This window comes from Aminobacter niigataensis (assembly GCF_946995915.1).
GTDB classification, from domain to species: domain Bacteria; phylum Pseudomonadota; class Alphaproteobacteria; order Rhizobiales; family Rhizobiaceae; genus Aminobacter; species Aminobacter niigataensis.
This window is the reverse complement of sequence record NZ_OX341517.1, coordinates 4,151,472-4,170,061: the sequence shown is the minus strand read 5'-3', so window position 1 is coordinate 4,170,061 and position 18,590 is coordinate 4,151,472. Positions and strand designations below refer to the sequence as shown.

Sequence of the window (18,590 nt, the reverse complement as noted above, 5' to 3'; positions counted from 1 at the left end):
GGCAGGCGGCTGGACGCATGACAGGAAAGACGAAACCGATGCAGACAAGCGACGTCCTGGACATCTTCCGCTCGGCGGGTGCCGTGCTGGAGGGCCATTTCATCCTGACCTCCGGCCTGCGCAGCCCGACCTTCCTGCAGAAGGCGCGGGTGTTCATGCATGCCGACAAGACGGAAGTGCTGTGCAAGGCGCTGGCCGAAAAGATCCGCGCCGAAGTGAAGGGCGACATCGACTATGTCGTCGGACCGGCCATCGGTGGGCTGATCCCGGCCTACGAGACCTCGCGCCACCTCAAGGTTCCGGCGATCTGGGTCGAGCGCGAGCAGGGCACCTTCCGCCTGCGCCGCTTCGAGATCGAGAAGGGCGCTCGCGTCGTCATCGTCGAGGACATCGTCACCACCGGCCTGTCGATCCGAGAGACTATTGCGTGCCTGCGCGAACTCGGCGCCGAAGTGGTGGCAGCGGCCTGCATCATAGACCGTTCGGCCGGCAAGACCGATGTCGGCGTGCCGCTGATTGCCCTCGCCGAATACGAGGTCCCGGCCTATCCGGCCGACCAGCTGCCGCCTGAACTGGCGGCTATCCCGGCGGTCAAGCCGGGCAGCCGGAATATCTGAGGCGGATGGCGGTGAGGCTGATCGCGCCCATCGGTGCAGAACGGGAAGCGGCGTTGCGGACGGCTGTCTTCTCCCCGTCCTTCACGGGGAGAAGATGCCGGCAGGCAGATGAGGGGCGGCGCAGACGTTGCCAGATTGCCCCTCACCCTTACCCTCTCCCCGTGAAGAACGGGGAGAGGAGGGCGTCCGCGTCGCGCCTCGCCGGTGAGACGTGCCGCGTAGGGCTGAACCTATGATCATCGGAATCGGCAGCGACCTCGTCGACATCAGGCGGATCGAGAAATCGATCGCCCGTCACGGCGAGCGCTTCATCCAGCGCATCTTCACCGAGGTCGAGCAGGAGAGGGCCGAAGGGCGCCGCGGGCGGATGGCTTCCTATGCCAAACGTTTCGCCGCCAAGGAGGCCTGTTCCAAGGCGCTCGGCTGCGGCATCGCCGAGGGCGTGTTCTGGCGCGACATGGGCGTGGTCAATCTGCCCGGCGGGCGCCCGGCGATGGAACTGACGGGGGGAGCTGCGAAGCGGCTGGCAACGATGCTGCCGGGCGGGCATCGCGCGGTGGTGCACCTGACCATCACCGACGATTTTCCCCTCGCACAAGCCTTTGTGATCATCGAGGCGGTGCCGGTCGAACAACCGCCACTATCTTAGGGTTTTGGCGGCGGCTGGGACATTGCCCCGGCGGCGGCGAGCCCTTATACCCATCGCGACCTACAATCGAGGACGACATGAGCGTGGCTGAAAAACAGAAGAAGTCCGGCGGGCTCGGCGAGACCGTAAGCGTCATCGTCCAGGCGCTGCTGCTCGCCTTGGTGATCCGGACGCTGCTGTTCCAGCCGTTTTCGATCCCCTCGGGCTCGATGCGGCCGACGCTGCTCGAGGGCGACTATCTGTTCGTCACCAAGTGGGCCTACGGCTATTCGCGCTATTCGCTGCCCTTGTCGCCCAACCTGTTCTCCGGCCGCATCTTCGGCTCGGATCCCGAGCGCGGCGACGTCGTCGTCTTCAAGTTCCCGCCAAATCCTTCGCTCGACTACATCAAGCGCGTCGTCGGCCTGCCGGGCGACCGCATCCAGATGAAGGAAGGCCAGCTCTACATCAACGGTGCGGCCGTTGCGCGCGAGAAGGTCGGCCAGATCGACAATCCCGACATCACCGAGGTCAATCGCCCGGTCGACGTCTACCGCGAGACGCTGCCGAACGGCGTGTCCTACGACACGCTCGACCTGACGCCGAATTCGATCGGCGACGACACCCGCGAGTTCGTCGTGCCCGAAGGCCATTTCTTCATGATGGGCGACAACCGCGACAATTCGACCGACAGCCGCTTCAATGTCGGCTTCGTGCCGGGAGAAAACCTCGTCGGCCGCGCCAACATCATCTTCTTCTCGATCGCCAACGGCGCAAGCCCGCTGGAAATCTGGAAGTGGCCGACCGAGATGCGCGCCTCGCGCCTGTTCAACTTCGTCCGATAGGCATGGCAGGCAAGCGGCTCACCGCAACGGAACTCGCCGACGCGCTGCAACTCCGCACCGGCCACATCTTCCGCGACCATCAGCGCCTGCAACGGGCGCTGACGCATGGCAGCGCGCGCAGCGCCAATGCCGGCGTCGACTACGAACGCTTCGAGTTCCTGGGCGACCGGGTGCTCGGGCTGGCGGTTGCCGACATGCTGCTGGCCGATTTCCCGAACGCGCCCGAAGGTGAGCTGTCGGTCAGGCTCAACGCGCTGGTCAATGCCGAGGCGCTGGCCCAGATCGCCGACGAGATCGGCCTCGCCGAACTGATCCGCGCCGGCTCCGAGGTGCGCAACCTCGCCGAGCGCAAGCGCGTCAACCTGCGCGCCGATGCGCTGGAATCGCTGCTTGCCGTCATCTATCTCGACGGCGGACTGGATGCCGCCAAGCGCTTCATCCACAAATTCTGGAAACCGCGTGCCGAAGCCGCGGGCGCGGCGCGCCGCGACCCCAAGACCGAACTGCAGGAATGGGCGCACCAGGCGTCGACAGCAGTGCCTGCCTACCAGATCGAAAGCCGCACCGGCCCGGATCACGACCCCGTCTTTTCGGTGAGCGTGCGGGTCGGCAAATTTTTGCCCGCCACCGGTACCGGCCGCTCCAAGCGCGAGGCCGAGCAGAATGCCGCCGCCGCCCTTTTGGTGCGCGAGGGCGTATGGAAGAACGAGGAGACCGCATCGTGACCGATGCCCCTGAGACCGCTACGCCTGCAACGGGTGCCACCCGCTCGGGCTTCGTTGCCCTTTTGGGCGCGCCGAATGCCGGCAAGTCGACGCTGGTCAACCAGCTTGTCGGCGCCAAAGTGTCGATCGTCACCCACAAAGTGCAGACAACGCGTGCCATCGTGCGCGGCATCGCCACCCACGACAATGCCCAGATCGTCTTTGTCGACACGCCCGGCATCTTCAAGCCGAAGCGCCGGCTCGACACCGCCATGGTGACCACCGCCTGGGGTGGGGCCAAGGATGCCGACGTGATCCTGGTGCTGATCGACGCCGAACGCGGCATCAAGGGCGACGCAGCCGCCATCCTCGAACGGCTCAAGGACGTGCGCCAGCCCAAGGTGCTGATCCTCAACAAGGTCGACCGGGTCAATCCCGAGGTGCTGTTGAAATTGACCTCGGCTGCCAATGAGGCTGTCGATTTCGAAAGCACCTTCATGGTTTCGGCGCTGACCGGTTCGGGCTGCAAGGATTTGCTTGACTTCCTGGCCAAGCGCCTGCCCGAAGGGCCCTGGTATTATCCCGAGGACCAGATCTCCGACCTGCCGATGCGCCAGCTGGCAGCCGAGATCACGCGCGAGAAGCTGTACCTGCGCCTGCACCAGGAACTGCCTTATTCGTCGCATGTCGAGACCGAGAAGTGGGAAGAGCTGCCCAACGGCTCCGTGCGCATCCAGCAGGTCATCTTTGTCGAGCGCGACAGCCAGAAGAAGATCGTGCTCGGCCACAAGGGCGAGACCATCCGCGCCATCGGCCAGGCCTCGCGCATGGAAATCGCCGGCATCCTCGAGCAGAAGGTGCACCTGTTCCTGTTCGTCAAGGTGCGCGAGAACTGGGGCGACGACCCCGAGCGCTACCGCGAAATGGGGCTGGATTTCCCACACTGAGGCCGGGCTAGGCCCCGTAGAGATCTCCTCACGATCACCGACAGGCACCTGAAGGGCGGCCGATTTTTCATCGTGCCCGATCGCTGCGCGCGTAGCGGCCCGGCGATTGCCCGACATGACGGCTGAAGGCGGTGCTGAAGGTGCTTGCCGAGCCATAGCCAACCTGGCGGGCGACTTCATCGAGCGCGATGTCCTTGCTGCCGAGAAGGTTCTTGGCGAGCGCCATGCGCCAGGCGAGTAGGTATTCCATCGGCCGTAGTCCGACGGTGCGCGTGAAGCGGTCGAAGAAGGCCGAGCGCGACAGGCCGGCTTCGCCGGCGAGTTCGGCCACCGTCCACGGCCGCTGCGGATCGCCGTGCATCTGCCTTATCGCCCCTGACACCCTCGCATCGGCCAACCCGCGCAGGAAGCCCGGCGGCGAGCCCTTTGCCTGGCTTGCCCGCAACGCCTCGATCAGCAGGATTTCGACGAGGCGGCCGAGCACGAGATCGCGGCCGGCATTCTGCTGGCTGGCTTCCTCGCCGACGAGGCGCACCAGCGTCGAAAGCCGCTCGACCCCGCGCATGTGGACCATCGCCGGCAGCAGCGACACCAGCAGTGCCGCATCGGGAGAGCCGAAGAGAAAATAGCCGCCGAGCAAGCGGACATCGACAGGGCCATCCTGCCGGCCGTGTCGGACCTCCTCCGTCGGTGCCGGCGTCGCCCTGGGATCGATCCGCCTTGGCGTCACCGGCTCGAAACCGGACATGGTGAAGGCAGGGGTTGCGGGCAAAAGCACGAAGTCGCCCTGTTCGAGCGTTACAGGCACTTCACCGTCGACGAAAAGGCGGCAGCTGCCTTCGATGACCGCGCAGAAGCCGGGCTGCCCGAATTCGGAATAGCGGACACCCCAGCGTCCCGCGCCGCTGATCCCCTTCGAGAACACGGTGCGCGGCTGGAGCAGTTCGATGACCTGGGCAAGAGGGTCGGTCATATCAGGACCATAGCCAACAAATTCTGGACTTTAGATTGATGATAGTCCGGATTTTGGACGGTATTTTCATGGCGTCAACATCAATCAGGAAAAAGTCCATGAAAACCGCACTGATCACCGGCTGTTCTTCAGGCTATGGCCTCGAGACCGCCCGCCACTTCCATGCCCGGGGCTGGAACGTCGTCGCCACCATGCGCAATCCGCGCCAGGACATCCTGCCGCGTTCGGAGCGGATGCGTATTTTGCCGCTCGACGTAACCAATGACGAAAGTATTGCCGCAGCGCTCGACGCCAGTGGCCCGATCGACGTGCTGGTCAACAATGCGGGCATCGGCCTCGTCGGCGCCTTCGAGGCGATGCCGATGGCGCATGTGCGCAAGCTGTTCGAGACCAACACTTTCGGCGTGATGGCGATGACCCAGGCGGTGATCCCGCAGTTCCGCGCACTTAGATCGGGCGTCGTCGTCAACGTCACTTCAAGCGTGACGCTCGCCCCGATGCCGCTCGCCGCAGCCTACACCGCAAGCAAGATGGCGATCGAGGGTTTTACCGGATCGCTGGCCCATGAGCTCGGCGCTTTCGACGTGCGGGTGAAACTGGTGGAGCCCGGCTATGCGCCAAGCACGCGCTTTGCCCACAACACGGAGCTGCGCGTTGAGGATCTCATTCCCCAGGCCTATGCCGCGTTCGCAAGGCCGATCTTCGCCGGGTTCGCGACACCCGCGATGGTGACGAAGGAAACCGACGTCGCCGAAGCCGTCTGGCAGGCCGCGAACGATGTTTCAGGACAGCTCCGTTTTCCGGCGGGGCCGGACGCGGTGGCCTTGGCGCGCGCAAGCTGAACGGTGCGTGCGCCTGTCTAGACCAGATCGTACCGCAGCACGTGGTTCGGGTAGGACCGGTCGTCGATCTGGAAGCGGGTTTCGCCGACCTTGGCAAAACCCTTTCGCAGGTAGCACGCGGTCGCGCGTTCGTTTTCCGCATTGACCGCGAGCCAGACGTCGGGTCGTCCGGTTGACGCGCAGTACCGCAAACCGGCATCCAGCAATCGTCCGCCCGCGCCTGAGCCCTGGTGCCGGGGTTGAACATAGAGCTTCGCAATTTCGAGATCGGAGCATGCCGGCACGGGTGCGGGCGCGCCTGACGCGACATGGATGAAACCGTCGATGCCGACGGAATTCTGCGAGACCAGGATGGTCTGGTCTGCCTGCGTCAGTATCTCTTCGAAACGTGCGGCGGTGAAATGCTTCAGCGCATAGTCGGCGAAGAACGCGTTGACGCCATTGCGAATATAGGTGTTCAGCCAGACTTCCAGGCCGAGCGCTGCGAGACTGGAAGCATCCGTCAAGTTGGCTGGCCTGATCACGTCTCGATCCATTCTGTCCGGTAAAAGCAAGCCGCGAATAAAGGATGATTCGATGTTTGGGAAGGCGTGATCCAGAAGCCGCCATGTTGGCGGTCAAAAGCTGAAAAATATTAGTGCGAATAGAGCGCCAAAGTCCCTGTTTTATTGGAACAAGAAAGCATGTGGAGCGTTATTTGGAGTTGGAGTGCGATGAACAGGCAACCTACCGCTTCGTGAAAAGAGTGGCGAGAGGTCCAAGAGCACTCTCCAGGAGACTCACATGGATACCACCACCCTTCTCATCATACTTATCGTACTTGTTCTGCTGGGCGGCGGCTGGTTCGGCCGCGGTCGCTGGTATTGATCAACGCTTTCAAGAGCGAGCTTGGCGGCAAACATTGCCGCTTGTTGTTCGGAGTAAGCTGCGGCCTGCCGCCAATCGAATGAAGCTGAGGCATGGCTGAACGTATCAAATCCGAAGGCCAGATAGTCGCTGAAGCTGAGGTCGACAGCTTTCGGAGGGATCTTGGGCCGTTCGTCGTTGCTGCCGAAACGACACGCATGGCGATGGTTTTTACCGATGCGAAAGAGCCCGGCAATCCGATCATTTTCGCCAATGACGCCTTTCTCGAGCTAAGCGGATATGCCCGGGAGGAACTGCTCGGCCAAAGCTTCAACTTCCTGATGGCGTGCGGCACCGATGTCGATTCTTTGGCGCGCATCGAAGCTGCTTTTGCGGGCGACGTCACTGGCGGTTCGGAAATCTGCTACCGCCGCAAGAACGGCAGCGGGTTCTGGTCGGCAATCCTCATCAGCCCGGTCAGGGATGAGCGTGGCGATGTCGTGCAGCATTTCGCCTCCCTCGTCGACCTCACCGATCACAAGCAGGAGCAGGCCCAGTCGCGGATGCTCATCGACGAACTGAATCACCGGGTAAAGAATACGCTTGCCACGGTGCAGTCGATCGTCTGGCAGGCACTGCGGAATACCTCCGATCCCGAAGTGATCCGGGAGTCCATCGAGTCGCGCCTGTTCGCGCTCTCCCGGTCGCACGACCTGCTAACCCGCGAGAACTGGGAAGGTGCGGGGTTGCTCGATCTGATCAAGGGGGCTTTGGAGCCGTTCGGGATTGCGAACGGCCGCTCGGAACACTTTGTCATCACGGGCAGCAACATCCGCGTCTCGCCCAAAGTTACTCTCGCACTCGGCATCGCCTTCCATGAGCTTGCGACCAATGCCGTGAAATACGGCGCGTTTTCCAACAACATTGGTTCAGTCCTGATTTCATGGACGATCGAGCCGCCTCCCGAGGGCGATCGGCTTGTCCTGTGCTGGCAGGAGAAGGACGGCCCGTCCGTGATGCCGCCGTCCCGGAAAGGGTTTGGCTCGCGGGTGCTTGAGCGCGGCCTGGCACATGAGCTGGATGGCGCGGTTGACCTCGATTACCGGGCGGACGGCGTGGTCTGCACGATCAACTTTCCCGCACCGATCGGTGCCCGCGATGGCTAAGCTGCTTTGTGACCGGCGCGTCCTTGTCGTCGAAGATGAGATGCTCGTGCTCATCATGATCGAAGACATGCTGGCCGACCTCGGATGCGAGTCGGTGACCGCTGCCGCCACGGTCAAGCAGGCGCTCGCCCTCATCGAGGCGCACGATTTCGATGCGGCCATGCTGGACATGAACCTGAACGGCGACAAGACCTATTTCGTGGCCGACGCGCTTGCCGCGCGCGGCGTGCCTTTTGTTTTCTCGACGGGCTACAGCGGCCACGAGATGAGGGATGGCTACCGCGACCGGCCCCTTCTGAAGAAGCCGTTCATGGACAAGCAACTGGCCGAGATATTTGCCCGCCTGCTGCCGGGCTAGCTGGCAATCGGTCAACCCGCACGGTAAGGCAACTGCGCGCGGCCTCGGCGAAGCGTCAACGCCCACCAGGACAGCGTTTCGAGGAGTGCTGCGGCAGCTTGATCCGGCCCTTGCGGATCGATGAGCGCGCCTGTTTCGTCGAATTTGTCCCAAAATCTGTCGAAACTTACGCTATCCCGCAGCGTGGCGGCATGCATTTCGGAAAAGACCAGCCGCAACTGTTCCACTGCCCGCAAGCCTCCGGAGATCCCGCCATAGGAGACGAATGCCACGGGCTTGCACCTCCACGGCGAGAAATGCCAGTCGATGAGATGTTTGATCGAGGCCGTGTAGCCATGATTGTACTCCGGCGTGACGATGACAAAGGCCTCGGCGTCGTCGAGCCTGGCAAACAGCTCGCGCATTTCCGGAGATCTGCCCTCGGCAGTGCTCAGCGCCTCGATCGTCGGCGGCAATTGTTCGGGCAATTGGACTTCCGCAAGGTCGAGGAACGTCGTCTCAAACGTCTCATTGTTGCGTGCGTGAGAGGCAAACCAACGCGTGACGACGGTCCCGTACCGCCCTTCGCGGACGCTGGCAGTGATGACAAGCAGCTTGAGCGGGGACGGCGACATGGCAAGCCTCTGAGAAGAGTTGGCAGCGCGGATGCGCCGTCAGCCATCAACATAGCCGTACGGAATTTGGGAGGAATGGTATAGATTCTGGCTTCTGTTTCCCAAATTATGGACGACGAGATGGATCTCGCAGAGCTGGAAAGTCTGGTCGCCACCATCCGCGCGGGCTCGTTTTCAGGGGCTGCGCGCGAGCTGGGCATTCCGAAATCCACCGTGGCAAACAGGGTCAACGAGATGGAAGCGCGTCTCGGCGCGAGACTCATCGAGCGCACGACACGACAAATTCGGCCCACTGCCGAGGGCTCGATGCTCTTCAGGCGCGGGGAGCGACTGCTCCTGGAGGCGAGGGAACTCGAACAGGCGCTGCACGAGCAGAGCGGTACGCCGCGTGGCACGCTCCGCGTCTCCGTCCCTGTCCTGTTTGAGCAGGCATTCATGGGCAAGATTGCGGCGGCCTACCTGGCACGCTACCCGAAAATGGTGATTGAAGTCGTTGCCGAAGACAGGCGCGTCGACATCGTTGGCGAAGGGTTCGATTGCGCGATCAGGGTCGGGGCGCTTGACGATTCGAGTGCGATGGCACGGGTCTTTGCCCAATCGCAGAACATTGTGGTGGCGTCTGCGTCGCTTGTCGACCGCATCGGCCGTCCGAATTCGCCGGCCGACTTCACGAATTGGCCCACGCTGTGGTTCGGCAGGGACGCGCCAGGCAACAAGAACTGGGAAATGACAGAGGCCGGAAGGCCGATCGTGGTTGCCATCAAGCCTCGCGCATATCTTGGCAGCCTTCACGCGGTCCGTGCCGCCGTTCTCGATGGGCTCGGCGCGGCACTTTTGCCTGACTTCTTCGTCAGCGATGACCTCAAGGCCGGACGCGTTGTGTCGATCGCGTCAGAGTGGCAATGCCCGCCCGTCCCCTTGTCGATCGTCTTTCCGGCCCACAAACAATCGTCACCGCGCTTGCGCGGCTTCATCGAGCTCGTCATGGGCTCGTTTCACAGCCGGGAACTCGTCTCCGGTCAGAACTAGAAGCGGTCATGCATCTTTGGCGGCATGACGTGTGCTGCCGTGCGCCCCGAGCTGCTGGCATAGTGGCTGGCACGGAGAAACGCATTCACCGCAGCTGCGCGGGCGGCTATACAGGCCCGACCTGATGCACTGGATCCGTTGCCATGACCGACACCGTTCTCGACCGTTTTCTGCGCTACGTCGTCATCGACACCCAGGCCAACGGAAGCTCGACGACGCAGCCTTCGACCGAAAAGCAGAAGAACCTCGGCCGCCTGCTGGTCGAGGAGCTGCAGGCGATCGGCCTTCGTGACGCCCATCTCGACGAGCACGGCTATGTCTATGCCACCATTCCGTCGAACAGCGACAAGCAGGTGCCGGTGATCTGCTTCTGCTCGCACATGGACACCGCCCCCGACTTCACCGGCACCGGCGTCAAGCCGCAGCTGATCCGGAACTATGCCGGCGGCGACATCGTGCTGCCGGGCGATCCTTCGCGGGTCATCCGGGTGAGCGAGCATCCGGAGCTGAACAACCAGATCGGCAACGACATCGTCACCACCGACGGCACGACCCTTTTGGGCGCCGACGACAAGGCCGGCGTTGCCGAGATCGTGGCGGCGGCCAAGGTGCTGGTCGACAACCCCGACATCAGGCACGGCATGGTCAAGATCCTGTTCACCACCGACGAGGAGATCGGCCGCGGCGTCGACAAGGTCGATTTCGCCAAGCTCGGCGCCGCGTTCGCCTACACCATGGACGGCGAGACGGCAGGCACTATCGAGGACGAGACCTTCTCCGCCGACGGCGTCGAGATCGCGATATCAGGCGTTGCCATGCATCCCGGATTCGCCAAGGGCCGGATGGAGAACGCCATCAAGATCGCCGGCGCCATCATCGATCGGCTGCCGCAGGACATGGCGCCCGAGACCACCGAGGGCCGGCAGGGCTTCGTCCATCCGACCAGCGTCAGCGGGTCGATGGAGAAGGCGACGATCAGCCTGATCGTCCGCGACTTCCGCGACGACGGCCTGGCCGAGAAGGAGGCCATGCTCGAAAAGATCGTCAGGGACGTCATCTCGGCCTATCCCGGCTCGACCTACAGCTTCACGGTCAAGGAGCAGTACCGCAACATGAAGGTGGTGCTCGACCGCCACCCCGAGATCGTCGAGAACGCCGTCGAGGCGATCCGGCGCGCCGGCATGGAGCCGGTGCGCGGCAGCATCCGCGGCGGCACCGACGGTTCGCGCCTGTCGTTCATGGGGCTGCCATGCCCGAACATCTTCGCCGGCGGCCATGCTTTCCACTCGCCGCTCGAATGGGTCAGCCGCCAGGACATGGAAAAGGCGGTGAAGACGATCGTTGAACTGGCCAGGGTCTGGGAAGAGCGGGCTTAGGCGGCGATAGCGCAGACCGGCTTATGGGTGGTTGCGACTGTTGTACGCCTGCAACTGTTTGCATGCAAAGCAACTGCCTGGTGTGAGGACGAGTTGCTGCTCGCGAATATCCATCTACATTAGCGATATCTAAATGGGTTGGGGATTCGCATGAAGATTGTAGCACTTGCGTCCGCACTGCTTTTGGCAGCAGCCGGAGCCGCAGCGGCGGCCGACGCTTTGGGGTCTGAGACAGCTCCTCCGGCAGAAACGGCACCGTACAACTGGACGGGAACATATATCGGCGTCCAACTCGGATATGGCACCGGTAGCGGTGAAGGCGCCTACCTCCTTCCGGGCGGAGCCAGAATAGAGACCGCTTTCCCGGAGGCGAAGGGAGCTCTGCTCGGCGGACAAGTCGGATACAATTACCAGTGGGGCTCCGTCGTGCTCGGGCTCGAAGGCGAATTGTCCTATTCGTGGGCGGACGGAACATCCGACATCCGTGCGTTTCCAAGTGGTGCTGGTCCGGTCGCAATCAACGAGAATGAATTCGATTACCTCGGCAGCATCACCGGCCGACTTGGCTATGCGATGGACCGCACTCTGTTCTATGCTAAGGGCGGTGTTGGCTTCACCAAGCTCTCGATGAGCGATATCCCGAACGGCGGGGGCTTTAACGCGAGCGGTTCGGAAGCTTTGACTGGGTGGACCGTTGGTGCCGGCGTCGAGCACGCTCTGAACGACAAGTGGACGATCCGGGGCGAGTACCAGTTCTACAGATTCGACGCCAATCTGGCGGTGGATGAGCCAGCGCCGTTCCGCGTTTATGACGACGATTTCGATATTCACGCTGTCAAGATCGGCCTCAACTACAAGTTCTGATTTGGTGAAATCGGCAAAGGTGCCGGTCAGGCCCGGGCCGTTGCCGATGCCAGACCACGCCGCTTCGCATTTCATTGCGACGCTGCAATCTCGCGGCCGAAATCCGTGACGAATGCCCTCATCAGTTCGGTACGCTGGCGGCCGATCTCGCGGCCGGCGGCGGTGAGCAGGCCTGACGACAACTGGAACAGCTTGGTCTCGAAATGGTCGAGCGCGAAGCGCCTGTCGTCGAGCGGGCGGCGTTGCGCGAACGGGTCGTCCGCATTGTAGAGCGGCAATCCCAACCGGCCGGCGACAAGACCCGGGCAATGCCGAGCGCGCCCAGCGCGTCGAGCCGGTCGGCATCGCGCAGGATGGCCGCTTCCTTGCTGCGCGGCTCGATGTTCGCCGAGAAGCTGTGCGCCTCGATGGCGTGGGCGACCGCCTCGGTGCGGTCCTCATGCCAGCCGGCCTGGCGCAACAGCCCGCGCGCCACATCGGCCGACAGGCGCGAGGCCATGGCGCGTTGCGGCGAATTTTTCTCCACGGCAACGCAGTCGTGGAGCAGCGTCGCCACCGCCAGAACCTCCATGTCAGTGCCCGGCACCGTCGCCGCGATGCGGCAGACGAGGTTCCACACCCGCATCAGGTGCGAGCGATCATGCGAGCCGTCGCCGTCGGCCATGGCGCCGTCCCAGCGTGCGAGCAGGCCGGCGAGCAGCGCCTCGTGCGGCGCGAAGAGGCGGGTGAGGCTTTCGATCTCCGAAGGGCTCATCATGCTTCTGTTGCCGCCAGCACCTGCTCGATGATCGAAACCAGTGCGCCGCGTGCCTCGCGGTTGGTGGTAAAGCCTGCAATGGCGATGCCTGTGGCTGGCGAATAGTAGGCCGCGGTGCCCCAGAAACCGAGATGCGAGTAGCATTCGACATCGCTTATGCGGCTGGCAGAAATGCCGAGCCGGTAGCCGTCGGCGCCTTCGTGGTGGCCGGTCGAGAGCATCTGGCGAAGCGTGTCCGGGCTTGTGAAGACGCGGCCTTCGAACAGGGCAGCCAAGAGCGTGGCTAGGTCCCGCGCGGACATGACCAGTCCGCCGCCGCCATAAAGGTCCATCGACGCGCTGATGTCGGTCGCGTCGGTCTTGCCGAGGAACTGGCGTCCGCGGGGCGCGGCCGTTGCCGGCTGCGGTTCGGCGATCTCCCACCAAGTGGCTTCGAGGCCGAGCCGCTCGAAGGCCATCTGGCGCCGGACAGTGGTTGCCAGCGCCTGACCCGAGATGCGCTCGACGATGTCACCGAGCAGGATGTAGCCGGTGTCGGAATAACGGAAGCGGGTTCCGGCTTCGCTGAGCGGGCCAGAATATTCGACCGCGAGACGGACCTGTTCCTCGCGCGTCCAGAAACGCGTGGGCTCGCGAAGCACGGTCTCGAAGTAGCGCGGATCGTCGGCGTGGTCGTTCAGGCCGGCACTGTGGTTGAGAAGCTGGCGAACGCTAATCCTGTCCGTGCGGTAGCCGGCAGAAGTGAGCAGCCCGTTCAACACGGGCGTGAGCAACGGTGCGATCGGGCCGTCGAGGTCGACCAGCCCCTGTTCCCACAGGCGGAGAACCGTGGCGGCAACGAAGGTCTTGGTGTTGCTCGCGACCCGCAGCGGCGTGTCTGCAGAAAGCGGCCGGCCGGTCGTGGCATCGGCCATGCCAGACGCAATGTCCCAGGGGCGGTCGAGCCCCTTGCCGGTGACGTAGAGCGCCATCGCAGCCGGTTGCCGGCTCAGGATTGCGGCAAGTTCGTCGCGGTTCATTCGGTTACCCTCGGCATGCATGGTGATTCCCGGCGCCACTCTGGCGCGGTGCTGCTGTCGAAGGATAGCGCCAGTTTGTGCAGGGGCTTGGCCAGCTCCATCCGGCAAGGAGGCGCGGCGTCGAGGGGGTCGGCTGCCGAGGCAGGGTCGGCCGCCTCACTCCATCGCCGGCGAACTGCCGAGCGACAGCGCCAGCTTGCGCAACAGCCGGGCGAGTTGCTGCAGCTCGTCCCGGCTCAAGCTTTCCAGCATCAGCGCTTCGACCGCCATGTCGGCCTCGAAGGCCTCGCGAGCGCGGGCAAGGCCGTCCTCGGTCAGTTCGACCGGCAGGCTGCGGCCGTCGCCGTCCGAGCTGACCTGCCTGACCAATCCTGCCTTGACCAGCTTGACGATGCGGTTGGTGACGCCGCCGGACGAGATCATCATCGAGCGGTAGAGCTCGGTCGGGCGCAGCCGGTATGGCGGGCCCGAGCGCAGCAACGTGAACAGCACGTCGGCCTCGCCGGTGTCGAGCCCATAGGAGGCGAAGATTGCCTCGATCTTGGGCCGGGCGGCGAGCGTGATCCAGCGGGCACGGCCGAGGATCGCCATGCCGCGGGTGTCGAGCCCGGGCAGTTCCGCCGCCCATTGCGCCCGCCTGATATCGATGCCGTCCTGCAGGCCGTCGTCGATCAACTCCCCAATATTTTCGCCGAGATGTCTTGACACTAAGATAATTCCGTCATTTATCTTAACGGTAAGATATATTGGAGCCGGCCATGACGCAACAGGAGGTTCTCCGTTCCCCGGTTTCGCTTGCCGCCCGCTCGCCGCTGGTGCTGCTCGCCCTGTGCGGCCTCGTCTTCGCCACCCGCATCATGATCTCCAAGGCTGCGCTGAATGCCGGCATGCAGCCGTTCCAGCTGGCTTTGGTCGCCAATGTCGGCGCAGGTGCGATCCTTCTGCCGCTGCTGGCCGCCTCGGGGCAGGGGATCCCGCGCGAGCGGCAGCATCTCGTGCTCTACCTGGTGCTCGGCATCATCAGCTTCACCATCCCGACCGTGCTCGGCTACTACATCGTCGACCGGGTCGGGCCGGCCTACACGTCGACCGTCTATTCGCTGTCGCCGCTGCTGACGATGAGCTTCGCCGCCGGGCTCGGCATCGAGCGCATGTATTTGAGGCGCTTCGCCGGCATCCTGATCGGCCTTGCCGGCATGGCGGCGCTGGTGCAGCAGCAACTGGCCGAGATCGATTTTTCGCAGACGGTGTGGGTGCTGCTCGGCATCACCATCCCGGCTTGCGCCGCCGCCGGCAACATCATCCGCTCGGCCTACTGGCCCAAGGGCTCGTCGTCGCTCAGCTTTTCTTGCGGCATCCTGCTGAGCTCGAGCCTGCTGGTGGGGCTGGTGGCGCCGTTCTTCGAGGCACCGTCGAGCTGGGGCTTTCTCGACCGCGACATCCTGTTCTGGATCGGCTGCATGGTCGCCACATCGGCGGCGTCCTACCTGCTCAACTTCCGCCTGCAGGAGATTGGCGGGCCGGTGTTCTTCAGCCAGCTCGGCTACTGGGGCACGGGCTTCGGCGTGGTGCTGGCGGCGATCCTGTTCAACGACGTGCTAACCCTGCTGTCGGTCGTGGGGCTGGTCGCGATCATCGCCGGCGGCGTGCTCGCCAACCGGCGGCGCGAACTGTGATTTTCCAAAAACCAGGAGAAGAAAAATGTCCTTCCAGGCCTATCTCGACACCATCAAGACCAAGACCGGCAAGGGACCGGAGGAACTGCTGGCACTCGCTGACGGCAAGGGATTTTCCCACAGCGGCAAGCTGAAGCCTGATGTAAAGGCCGGGCAGATCATCGAATGGCTGCGCGACGAGTTCGGCCTCGGCCACGGTCATTCGATGGCCGTCTATGCGCTCTTGACTGGCAAGAAGCAGCCCGGTGACAAGTAGCGACGGGACAGCCGGCCCGCGGCCTTGAAACCGTGTCCGGCTCCGCCATTTAACCTCGGGAGCGCGCAACATCTCGAACGAGGAAGCGCCAGGCGGCAAGCCGGCCGGCCACGGACAATCCTGAAGGCTGGTTCGCTCCGTCACACGCGTGCAAATTTCGGGTAGCGCCAGTTTTCCAAGCGTCTCCTCGTCCATCAGACGAAGGGAGATACGACATGGCCAAGGTTGTTTGCGTCCTTTATGACGATCCGGTGGATGGCTACCCCAAGCGGTATGCGCGGGACGGCCTGCCAAGACTTGACCGCTATCCGGGCGGCCAGACACTGCCCACGCCGGAAGCCATCGATTTCGAGCCGGGCGTGCTTCTCGGCAGCGTGTCGGGCGAACTCGGCTTGCGCAAGTTTGTCGAAAGTGCCGGGCACAGCCTGGTCGTAACCTCCGACAAGGACGGGCCCGACAGCATCTTCGAGCGCGAACTCGTCGATGCCGAGATCGTCATTTCACAACCGTTCTGGCCGGCCTACCTGACCGAGCAGAGGATCACCAAGGCCGGCAGCCTGAAGCTCGCCATCACCGCCGGCATTGGCTCCGACCATGTCGACCTGCAGGCGGCGATGGAGCGCGGCATCACCGTGGCCGAGGTCACCTTTTGCAACTCGATCAGCGTATCCGAGCATGTGGTGATGATGATCCTCGGCCTCGTGCGCAACTATATCCCCTCTTACCAATGGGTGGTGGACGGCGGCTGGAACATCGCCGACTGCGTCGCCCGGTCCTATGACGTCGAGGGCATGCAGATCGGAACGGTGGGCGCCGGGCGGATCGGCACAGCCGTGCTGCGGCGGCTCAAGCCGTTCGACGTCAAGCTGCATTACACTGACCGACACCGCCTGCCCGAGGCGGTGGAGAAGGAACTTGGTTTGACCTTCCACAAGACGGCAGCGGACATGGTGCCGGTCTGCGACGTCATCACCATCAACGCACCGCTGCACCCCGAGACCGAAAACCTGTTCGATGCGGCGATGATCGCGAAGATGAAGCGCGGCGCCTATCTGGTGAACACCGCACGCGGCAAGATCTGCGATCGCGACGCCGTCGCCCGGGCGCTCGAAAGCGGCCAGCTTGCCGGTTATGCCGGCGACGTCTGGTTCCCGCAGCCCGCGCCCAAGGACCATCCGTGGCGAGTGATGCCGCATCATGGCATGACGCCGCATATTTCGGGGTCGTCGCTGTCGGCCCAGGCGCGCTATGCCGCCGGAACACGCGAAATCCTGGAATGCTGGTTCGCCGGCCGGCCGATCCGCGAGGAATATCTGATCGTCGATGGCGGCAAGCTCGCCGGCGCCGGAGCGCATTCCTACAGCGCGGGCGATGCCACGCGCGGATCGGAGGAGGCGGCCCGGTTCAAGGGGTGACCTGTCACGGGAACGGCCGCGGCAATGAGGCTGCGCAGGCCGGCGGCGACGAAATCTTCGACCCGGCCCTGCGGGTCGAAACCCCACCACAGGAGCGAGCCTTGCCATTGCGAGGCCATCAGCAGGCCGATGCCCCGGGGCGCGCCGGCCACCCCGGCGAAACGCGCCTCGAGTGCTGCGCACAGCGTCACCTTCCAGGCCGCGCCGCGCGCCCGCAATGCGGGATCGCGCAGATCCTCGCGCAACAGCAGCAGCCCTTCGGCATAGGTTTCGATGCCGCCATAATGCGACAGGCCGACCAGCAACTCGATGGCGCCTTCGGGCGTGTTTGGCGTGGACGCGGCGAGGGCGGTGGTCTTGGCGTCGAGCCCGTCCCAGGCATGGAGCAGGGCGGCCTGCTTGAGCCCGGCTTTGGTCTTGAAGCGCTGCACCAGCGTCGCAGGCGACAGGCCGCAGGCGCGCGCCAGGCTGTCGAAAGTCAGCGCATCAGGCCCATGGTCGTGGATCAGTCGGCTGGCGGCTTCGAGTACGTTCTCGTTGGACAGCGTCTTGGGGCGAGGCATATTGAACTTTCATTTATAAACGAGTATTCATTTATATACGGCTTTGGTGCTGACTGCGAGCTAATTCGACGAAACGTAGTTTTGGGAGAGTTCGATGACGCTGCAAGGAAAAGTTGCGCTCGTCGCCGGCGCGACGCGCGGGGCAGGGCGGGGCATAGCCACCGAATTGGGCGCTGCCGGCGCCACGGTCTATGTCACCGGACGAACCACCCGCGATCGCCAGTCCGAATATGCCCGGCCCGAGACGATCGAGGAAACCGCCGAGCTGGTCACCGCCGCCGGCGGCAAGGGCATTGCGGTGCGCGTCGACCATCTGCTGCAGGACGAGGTGCGCGACCTCGTCGCCCGTATCCGCAGGGAGCAGGGCCGGCTCGACGTCCTGGTCAACGACATCTGGGGCGGCGAGAAGCTCTTCGAATGGAACAAGCCGGTGTGGGATCACAATCTCGACAATGGCTTGCGGATGCTGAGACTATCCATCGACACCCATCTGATCACCGCGCACCACGCTCTGCCGCTGATGATCGAGAAACCGGGCGGGCTTCTGGTCGAGGTGACCGACGGCACGGCCGAATACAACGCCGTGAACTACCGCCTGTCGCCCTTCTACGACCTGTGCAAGTCGGCGGTGCTGCGCATGGCCTGGGCCCATGCCAACAATTGGCGCCGCATGGCGCGACGTCGGTGGCGATCACGCCGGGCTGGCTGCGCTCGGAGATGATGCTGGAGCATTTCGGCGTCACCGAAGCCAACTGGCGCGATGCGACCAAGAACATCCCGCATTTCGCCATATCCGAGACCCCGCGCTTCGTCGGCCGCGCCGTGGCCGCACTTGCGGCCGATCCCGACGTGGCGCGCTGGAACGGCCAGTCCTTGTCGAGCGGCGGCCTGGCGCAGGTCTATGGTTTCACCGACCTCGACGGTTCCCGGCCGAATGCCTGGCCCTATGTCGTCGAGGTGCAGGATGCCGGCAAGCCGGCCGATACGACAGGCTATCGCTGAGAGCACGGCACGGCTGTTTTCGCGTCACGTGCTTCAGCTATCCATAATTCGATGCGTCCGACGGATTGACCGTATACCCCCCTGGGGGATAGC

At 63.7% G+C, this 18,590-nt stretch carries 20 protein-coding genes and 2 pseudogenes; 15 read left to right on the top strand and 7 right to left on the bottom strand.

Annotation, left to right across the window (positions count from 1 at the left end):
- Positions 1-38: 38 nt before the first annotated feature.
- The 5 genes from pyrE to era all read left to right on the top strand — a co-directional run bounded on the left by pyrE (position 39) and on the right by era (position 3,741).
- The gene (pyrE, locus tag O1Y97_RS20385; protein WP_108609978.1) at positions 39-617 is read left to right on the top strand and encodes an orotate phosphoribosyltransferase; all 579 of its coding nucleotides are present in this window, start codon (positions 39-41) and stop codon (positions 615-617) included.
- Positions 618-849: 232 nt separating this feature from the next.
- Complete coding sequence (gene acpS, locus O1Y97_RS20380) at positions 850-1,266, top strand: holo-ACP synthase (RefSeq protein ID WP_318762182.1); 417 nt, start codon at positions 850-852, stop codon at positions 1,264-1,266.
- Between the two features lie 77 nt (positions 1,267-1,343).
- A complete protein-coding gene (lepB, locus tag O1Y97_RS20375) occupies positions 1,344-2,090 on the top strand; it encodes a signal peptidase I (RefSeq protein ID WP_318762181.1) in 747 nt (248 codons plus the stop codon).
- 2 nt (positions 2,091-2,092) lie between these two features.
- Positions 2,093-2,815 (top strand): ribonuclease III, encoded by a 723-nt coding sequence (gene rnc, locus O1Y97_RS20370; protein ID WP_318762180.1) that lies wholly within the window; start codon positions 2,093-2,095, stop codon positions 2,813-2,815.
- Positions 2,812-3,741: a GTPase Era gene (era, locus tag O1Y97_RS20365; protein ID WP_318762179.1), complete on the top strand. Its 930-nt coding sequence runs from the start codon at positions 2,812-2,814 to the stop codon at positions 3,739-3,741. Before rnc ends, era begins: the two co-directional genes overlap by 4 nt.
- A 67-nt stretch (positions 3,742-3,808) precedes the next feature.
- Here era and O1Y97_RS20360 read toward each other — a convergent pair whose 3' ends face one another.
- On the bottom strand, positions 3,809-4,714 hold the full coding sequence (locus O1Y97_RS20360) for an AraC family transcriptional regulator (protein ID WP_318762178.1): 906 nt from the start codon (positions 4,712-4,714) through the stop codon (positions 3,809-3,811).
- 98 nt (positions 4,715-4,812) lie between these two features.
- Between O1Y97_RS20360 and O1Y97_RS20355 the strand changes: the two genes are divergently transcribed.
- The gene (locus O1Y97_RS20355) at positions 4,813-5,556 is read left to right on the top strand and encodes an SDR family oxidoreductase (protein WP_318762177.1); all 744 of its coding nucleotides are present in this window, start codon (positions 4,813-4,815) and stop codon (positions 5,554-5,556) included.
- Between the two features lie 17 nt (positions 5,557-5,573).
- Here the strand turns inward: O1Y97_RS20355 and O1Y97_RS20350 are convergent, their stop codons facing one another.
- Entirely contained in the window at positions 5,574-6,062 is a 489-nt protein-coding gene (locus O1Y97_RS20350; RefSeq protein ID WP_318762176.1) for a GNAT family N-acetyltransferase, read from the bottom strand.
- Between the two features lie 453 nt (positions 6,063-6,515).
- Here O1Y97_RS20350 and O1Y97_RS20345 point away from each other — a divergent pair, with 453 nt between their 5' ends.
- Both O1Y97_RS20345 and O1Y97_RS20340 read left to right on the top strand, forming a co-directional pair.
- Positions 6,516-7,568: an HWE histidine kinase domain-containing protein gene (locus O1Y97_RS20345; RefSeq protein ID WP_318762175.1), complete on the top strand. Its 1,053-nt coding sequence runs from the start codon at positions 6,516-6,518 to the stop codon at positions 7,566-7,568.
- Positions 7,561-7,926, top strand: coding sequence for a response regulator (locus O1Y97_RS20340; protein ID WP_318762174.1), 366 nt, complete (start codon positions 7,561-7,563; stop codon positions 7,924-7,926). Before O1Y97_RS20345 ends, O1Y97_RS20340 begins: the two co-directional genes overlap by 8 nt.
- A gap of 11 nt (positions 7,927-7,937) precedes the next feature.
- On the opposite strand, the gene O1Y97_RS20335 is transcribed toward O1Y97_RS20340, so the two are convergent.
- Positions 7,938-8,540, bottom strand: coding sequence for an NADPH-dependent FMN reductase (locus tag O1Y97_RS20335; RefSeq protein WP_318762173.1), 603 nt, complete (start codon positions 8,538-8,540; stop codon positions 7,938-7,940).
- A gap of 108 nt (positions 8,541-8,648) precedes the next feature.
- Between O1Y97_RS20335 and O1Y97_RS20330 the strand changes: the two genes are divergently transcribed.
- The 3 genes from O1Y97_RS20330 (at position 8,649) to O1Y97_RS20320 (ending at position 11,809) form a co-directional block, all read left to right on the top strand.
- Positions 8,649-9,569 (top strand): LysR family transcriptional regulator, encoded by a 921-nt coding sequence (locus O1Y97_RS20330; RefSeq protein WP_318762172.1) that lies wholly within the window; start codon positions 8,649-8,651, stop codon positions 9,567-9,569.
- A 143-nt stretch (positions 9,570-9,712) separates the two neighbouring features.
- Positions 9,713-10,945, top strand: coding sequence for a peptidase T (pepT, locus tag O1Y97_RS20325; protein ID WP_318762171.1), 1,233 nt, complete (start codon positions 9,713-9,715; stop codon positions 10,943-10,945).
- 150 nt (positions 10,946-11,095) lie between these two features.
- Positions 11,096-11,809, top strand: coding sequence for an outer membrane protein (locus tag O1Y97_RS20320; RefSeq protein ID WP_318762170.1), 714 nt, complete (start codon positions 11,096-11,098; stop codon positions 11,807-11,809).
- Between the two features lie 71 nt (positions 11,810-11,880).
- On the opposite strand, the pseudogene O1Y97_RS20315 reads toward O1Y97_RS20320, so the two are convergent.
- From O1Y97_RS20315 to O1Y97_RS20305, 3 genes and pseudogenes are all read right to left on the bottom strand, one after another.
- Positions 11,881-12,563, bottom strand: a pseudogene (locus O1Y97_RS20315) (HD domain-containing protein).
- Positions 12,563-13,585 carry a serine hydrolase domain-containing protein gene (locus tag O1Y97_RS20310; protein WP_318762169.1) on the bottom strand — a complete coding sequence of 341 codons (1,023 nt, stop codon included), beginning with the start codon at positions 13,583-13,585 and terminating at the stop codon, positions 12,563-12,565. Before O1Y97_RS20310 ends, O1Y97_RS20315 begins: the two are co-directional and overlap by 1 nt.
- Before the next feature lie 156 nt (positions 13,586-13,741).
- Positions 13,742-14,293 carry a MarR family winged helix-turn-helix transcriptional regulator gene (locus O1Y97_RS20305; RefSeq protein ID WP_318762168.1) on the bottom strand — a complete coding sequence of 184 codons (552 nt, stop codon included), beginning with the start codon at positions 14,291-14,293 and terminating at the stop codon, positions 13,742-13,744.
- A gap of 50 nt (positions 14,294-14,343) precedes the next feature.
- Between O1Y97_RS20305 and O1Y97_RS20300 the strand changes: the two genes are divergently transcribed.
- The 3 genes from O1Y97_RS20300 to O1Y97_RS20290 all read left to right on the top strand — a co-directional run bounded on the left by O1Y97_RS20300 (position 14,344) and on the right by O1Y97_RS20290 (position 16,932).
- Complete coding sequence (locus O1Y97_RS20300; RefSeq protein WP_318762167.1) at positions 14,344-15,261, top strand: DMT family transporter; 918 nt, start codon at positions 14,344-14,346, stop codon at positions 15,259-15,261.
- Between the two features lie 25 nt (positions 15,262-15,286).
- Entirely contained in the window at positions 15,287-15,517 is a 231-nt protein-coding gene (locus O1Y97_RS20295) for a DUF4287 domain-containing protein (protein ID WP_108608766.1), read from the top strand.
- Positions 15,518-15,732: 215 nt separating this feature from the next.
- The gene (locus tag O1Y97_RS20290; protein ID WP_318762166.1) at positions 15,733-16,932 is read left to right on the top strand and encodes an NAD-dependent formate dehydrogenase; all 1,200 of its coding nucleotides are present in this window, start codon (positions 15,733-15,735) and stop codon (positions 16,930-16,932) included.
- On the opposite strand, the gene O1Y97_RS20285 is transcribed toward O1Y97_RS20290, so the two are convergent.
- Positions 16,875-17,495: a TetR/AcrR family transcriptional regulator gene (locus tag O1Y97_RS20285; RefSeq protein WP_318762165.1), complete on the bottom strand. Its 621-nt coding sequence runs from the start codon at positions 17,493-17,495 to the stop codon at positions 16,875-16,877. The genes O1Y97_RS20290 and O1Y97_RS20285 overlap by 58 nt on opposite strands.
- A 94-nt stretch (positions 17,496-17,589) precedes the next feature.
- On the opposite strand from O1Y97_RS20285, the pseudogene O1Y97_RS20280 reads away from it, so the two are divergent.
- Positions 17,590-18,497, top strand: a pseudogene (locus O1Y97_RS20280) (SDR family oxidoreductase).
- Positions 18,498-18,590 lie beyond the last annotated feature (93 nt).

What these genes read in the sequence shown, in the direction of transcription:
- O1Y97_RS20310 (WP_318762169.1), bottom strand. Translation starts at nt 13,585, where the DNA reads ATGAACCGCGACGAACTTGCCGCAATCCTGAGCCGGCAACCGGCTGCG.
- O1Y97_RS20360 (WP_318762178.1), bottom strand. Translation starts at nt 4,714, where the DNA reads ATGACCGACCCTCTTGCCCAGGTCATCGAACTGCTCCAGCCGCGCACC.
- pepT (WP_318762171.1), top strand. Translation starts at nt 9,713, where the DNA reads ATGACCGACACCGTTCTCGACCGTTTTCTGCGCTACGTCGTCATCGAC.
- acpS (WP_318762182.1), top strand. Translation starts at nt 850, where the DNA reads ATGATCATCGGAATCGGCAGCGACCTCGTCGACATCAGGCGGATCGAG.
- rnc (WP_318762180.1), top strand. Translation starts at nt 2,093, where the DNA reads ATGGCAGGCAAGCGGCTCACCGCAACGGAACTCGCCGACGCGCTGCAA.
- O1Y97_RS20335 (WP_318762173.1), bottom strand. Translation starts at nt 8,540, where the DNA reads ATGTCGCCGTCCCCGCTCAAGCTGCTTGTCATCACTGCCAGCGTCCGC.
- O1Y97_RS20285 (WP_318762165.1), bottom strand. Translation starts at nt 17,495, where the DNA reads ATGCCTCGCCCCAAGACGCTGTCCAACGAGAACGTACTCGAAGCCGCC.
- O1Y97_RS20340 (WP_318762174.1), top strand. Translation starts at nt 7,561, where the DNA reads ATGGCTAAGCTGCTTTGTGACCGGCGCGTCCTTGTCGTCGAAGATGAG.
- O1Y97_RS20355 (WP_318762177.1), top strand. Translation starts at nt 4,813, where the DNA reads ATGAAAACCGCACTGATCACCGGCTGTTCTTCAGGCTATGGCCTCGAG.
- lepB (WP_318762181.1), top strand. Translation starts at nt 1,344, where the DNA reads ATGAGCGTGGCTGAAAAACAGAAGAAGTCCGGCGGGCTCGGCGAGACC.
- O1Y97_RS20295 (WP_108608766.1), top strand. Translation starts at nt 15,287, where the DNA reads ATGTCCTTCCAGGCCTATCTCGACACCATCAAGACCAAGACCGGCAAG.
- O1Y97_RS20330 (WP_318762172.1), top strand. Translation starts at nt 8,649, where the DNA reads ATGGACGACGAGATGGATCTCGCAGAGCTGGAAAGTCTGGTCGCCACC.
- O1Y97_RS20320 (WP_318762170.1), top strand. Translation starts at nt 11,096, where the DNA reads ATGAAGATTGTAGCACTTGCGTCCGCACTGCTTTTGGCAGCAGCCGGA.
- O1Y97_RS20345 (WP_318762175.1), top strand. Translation starts at nt 6,516, where the DNA reads ATGGCTGAACGTATCAAATCCGAAGGCCAGATAGTCGCTGAAGCTGAG.
- O1Y97_RS20290 (WP_318762166.1), top strand. Translation starts at nt 15,733, where the DNA reads ATGGCCAAGGTTGTTTGCGTCCTTTATGACGATCCGGTGGATGGCTAC.
- pyrE (WP_108609978.1), top strand. Translation starts at nt 39, where the DNA reads ATGCAGACAAGCGACGTCCTGGACATCTTCCGCTCGGCGGGTGCCGTG.
- O1Y97_RS20300 (WP_318762167.1), top strand. Translation starts at nt 14,344, where the DNA reads ATGACGCAACAGGAGGTTCTCCGTTCCCCGGTTTCGCTTGCCGCCCGC.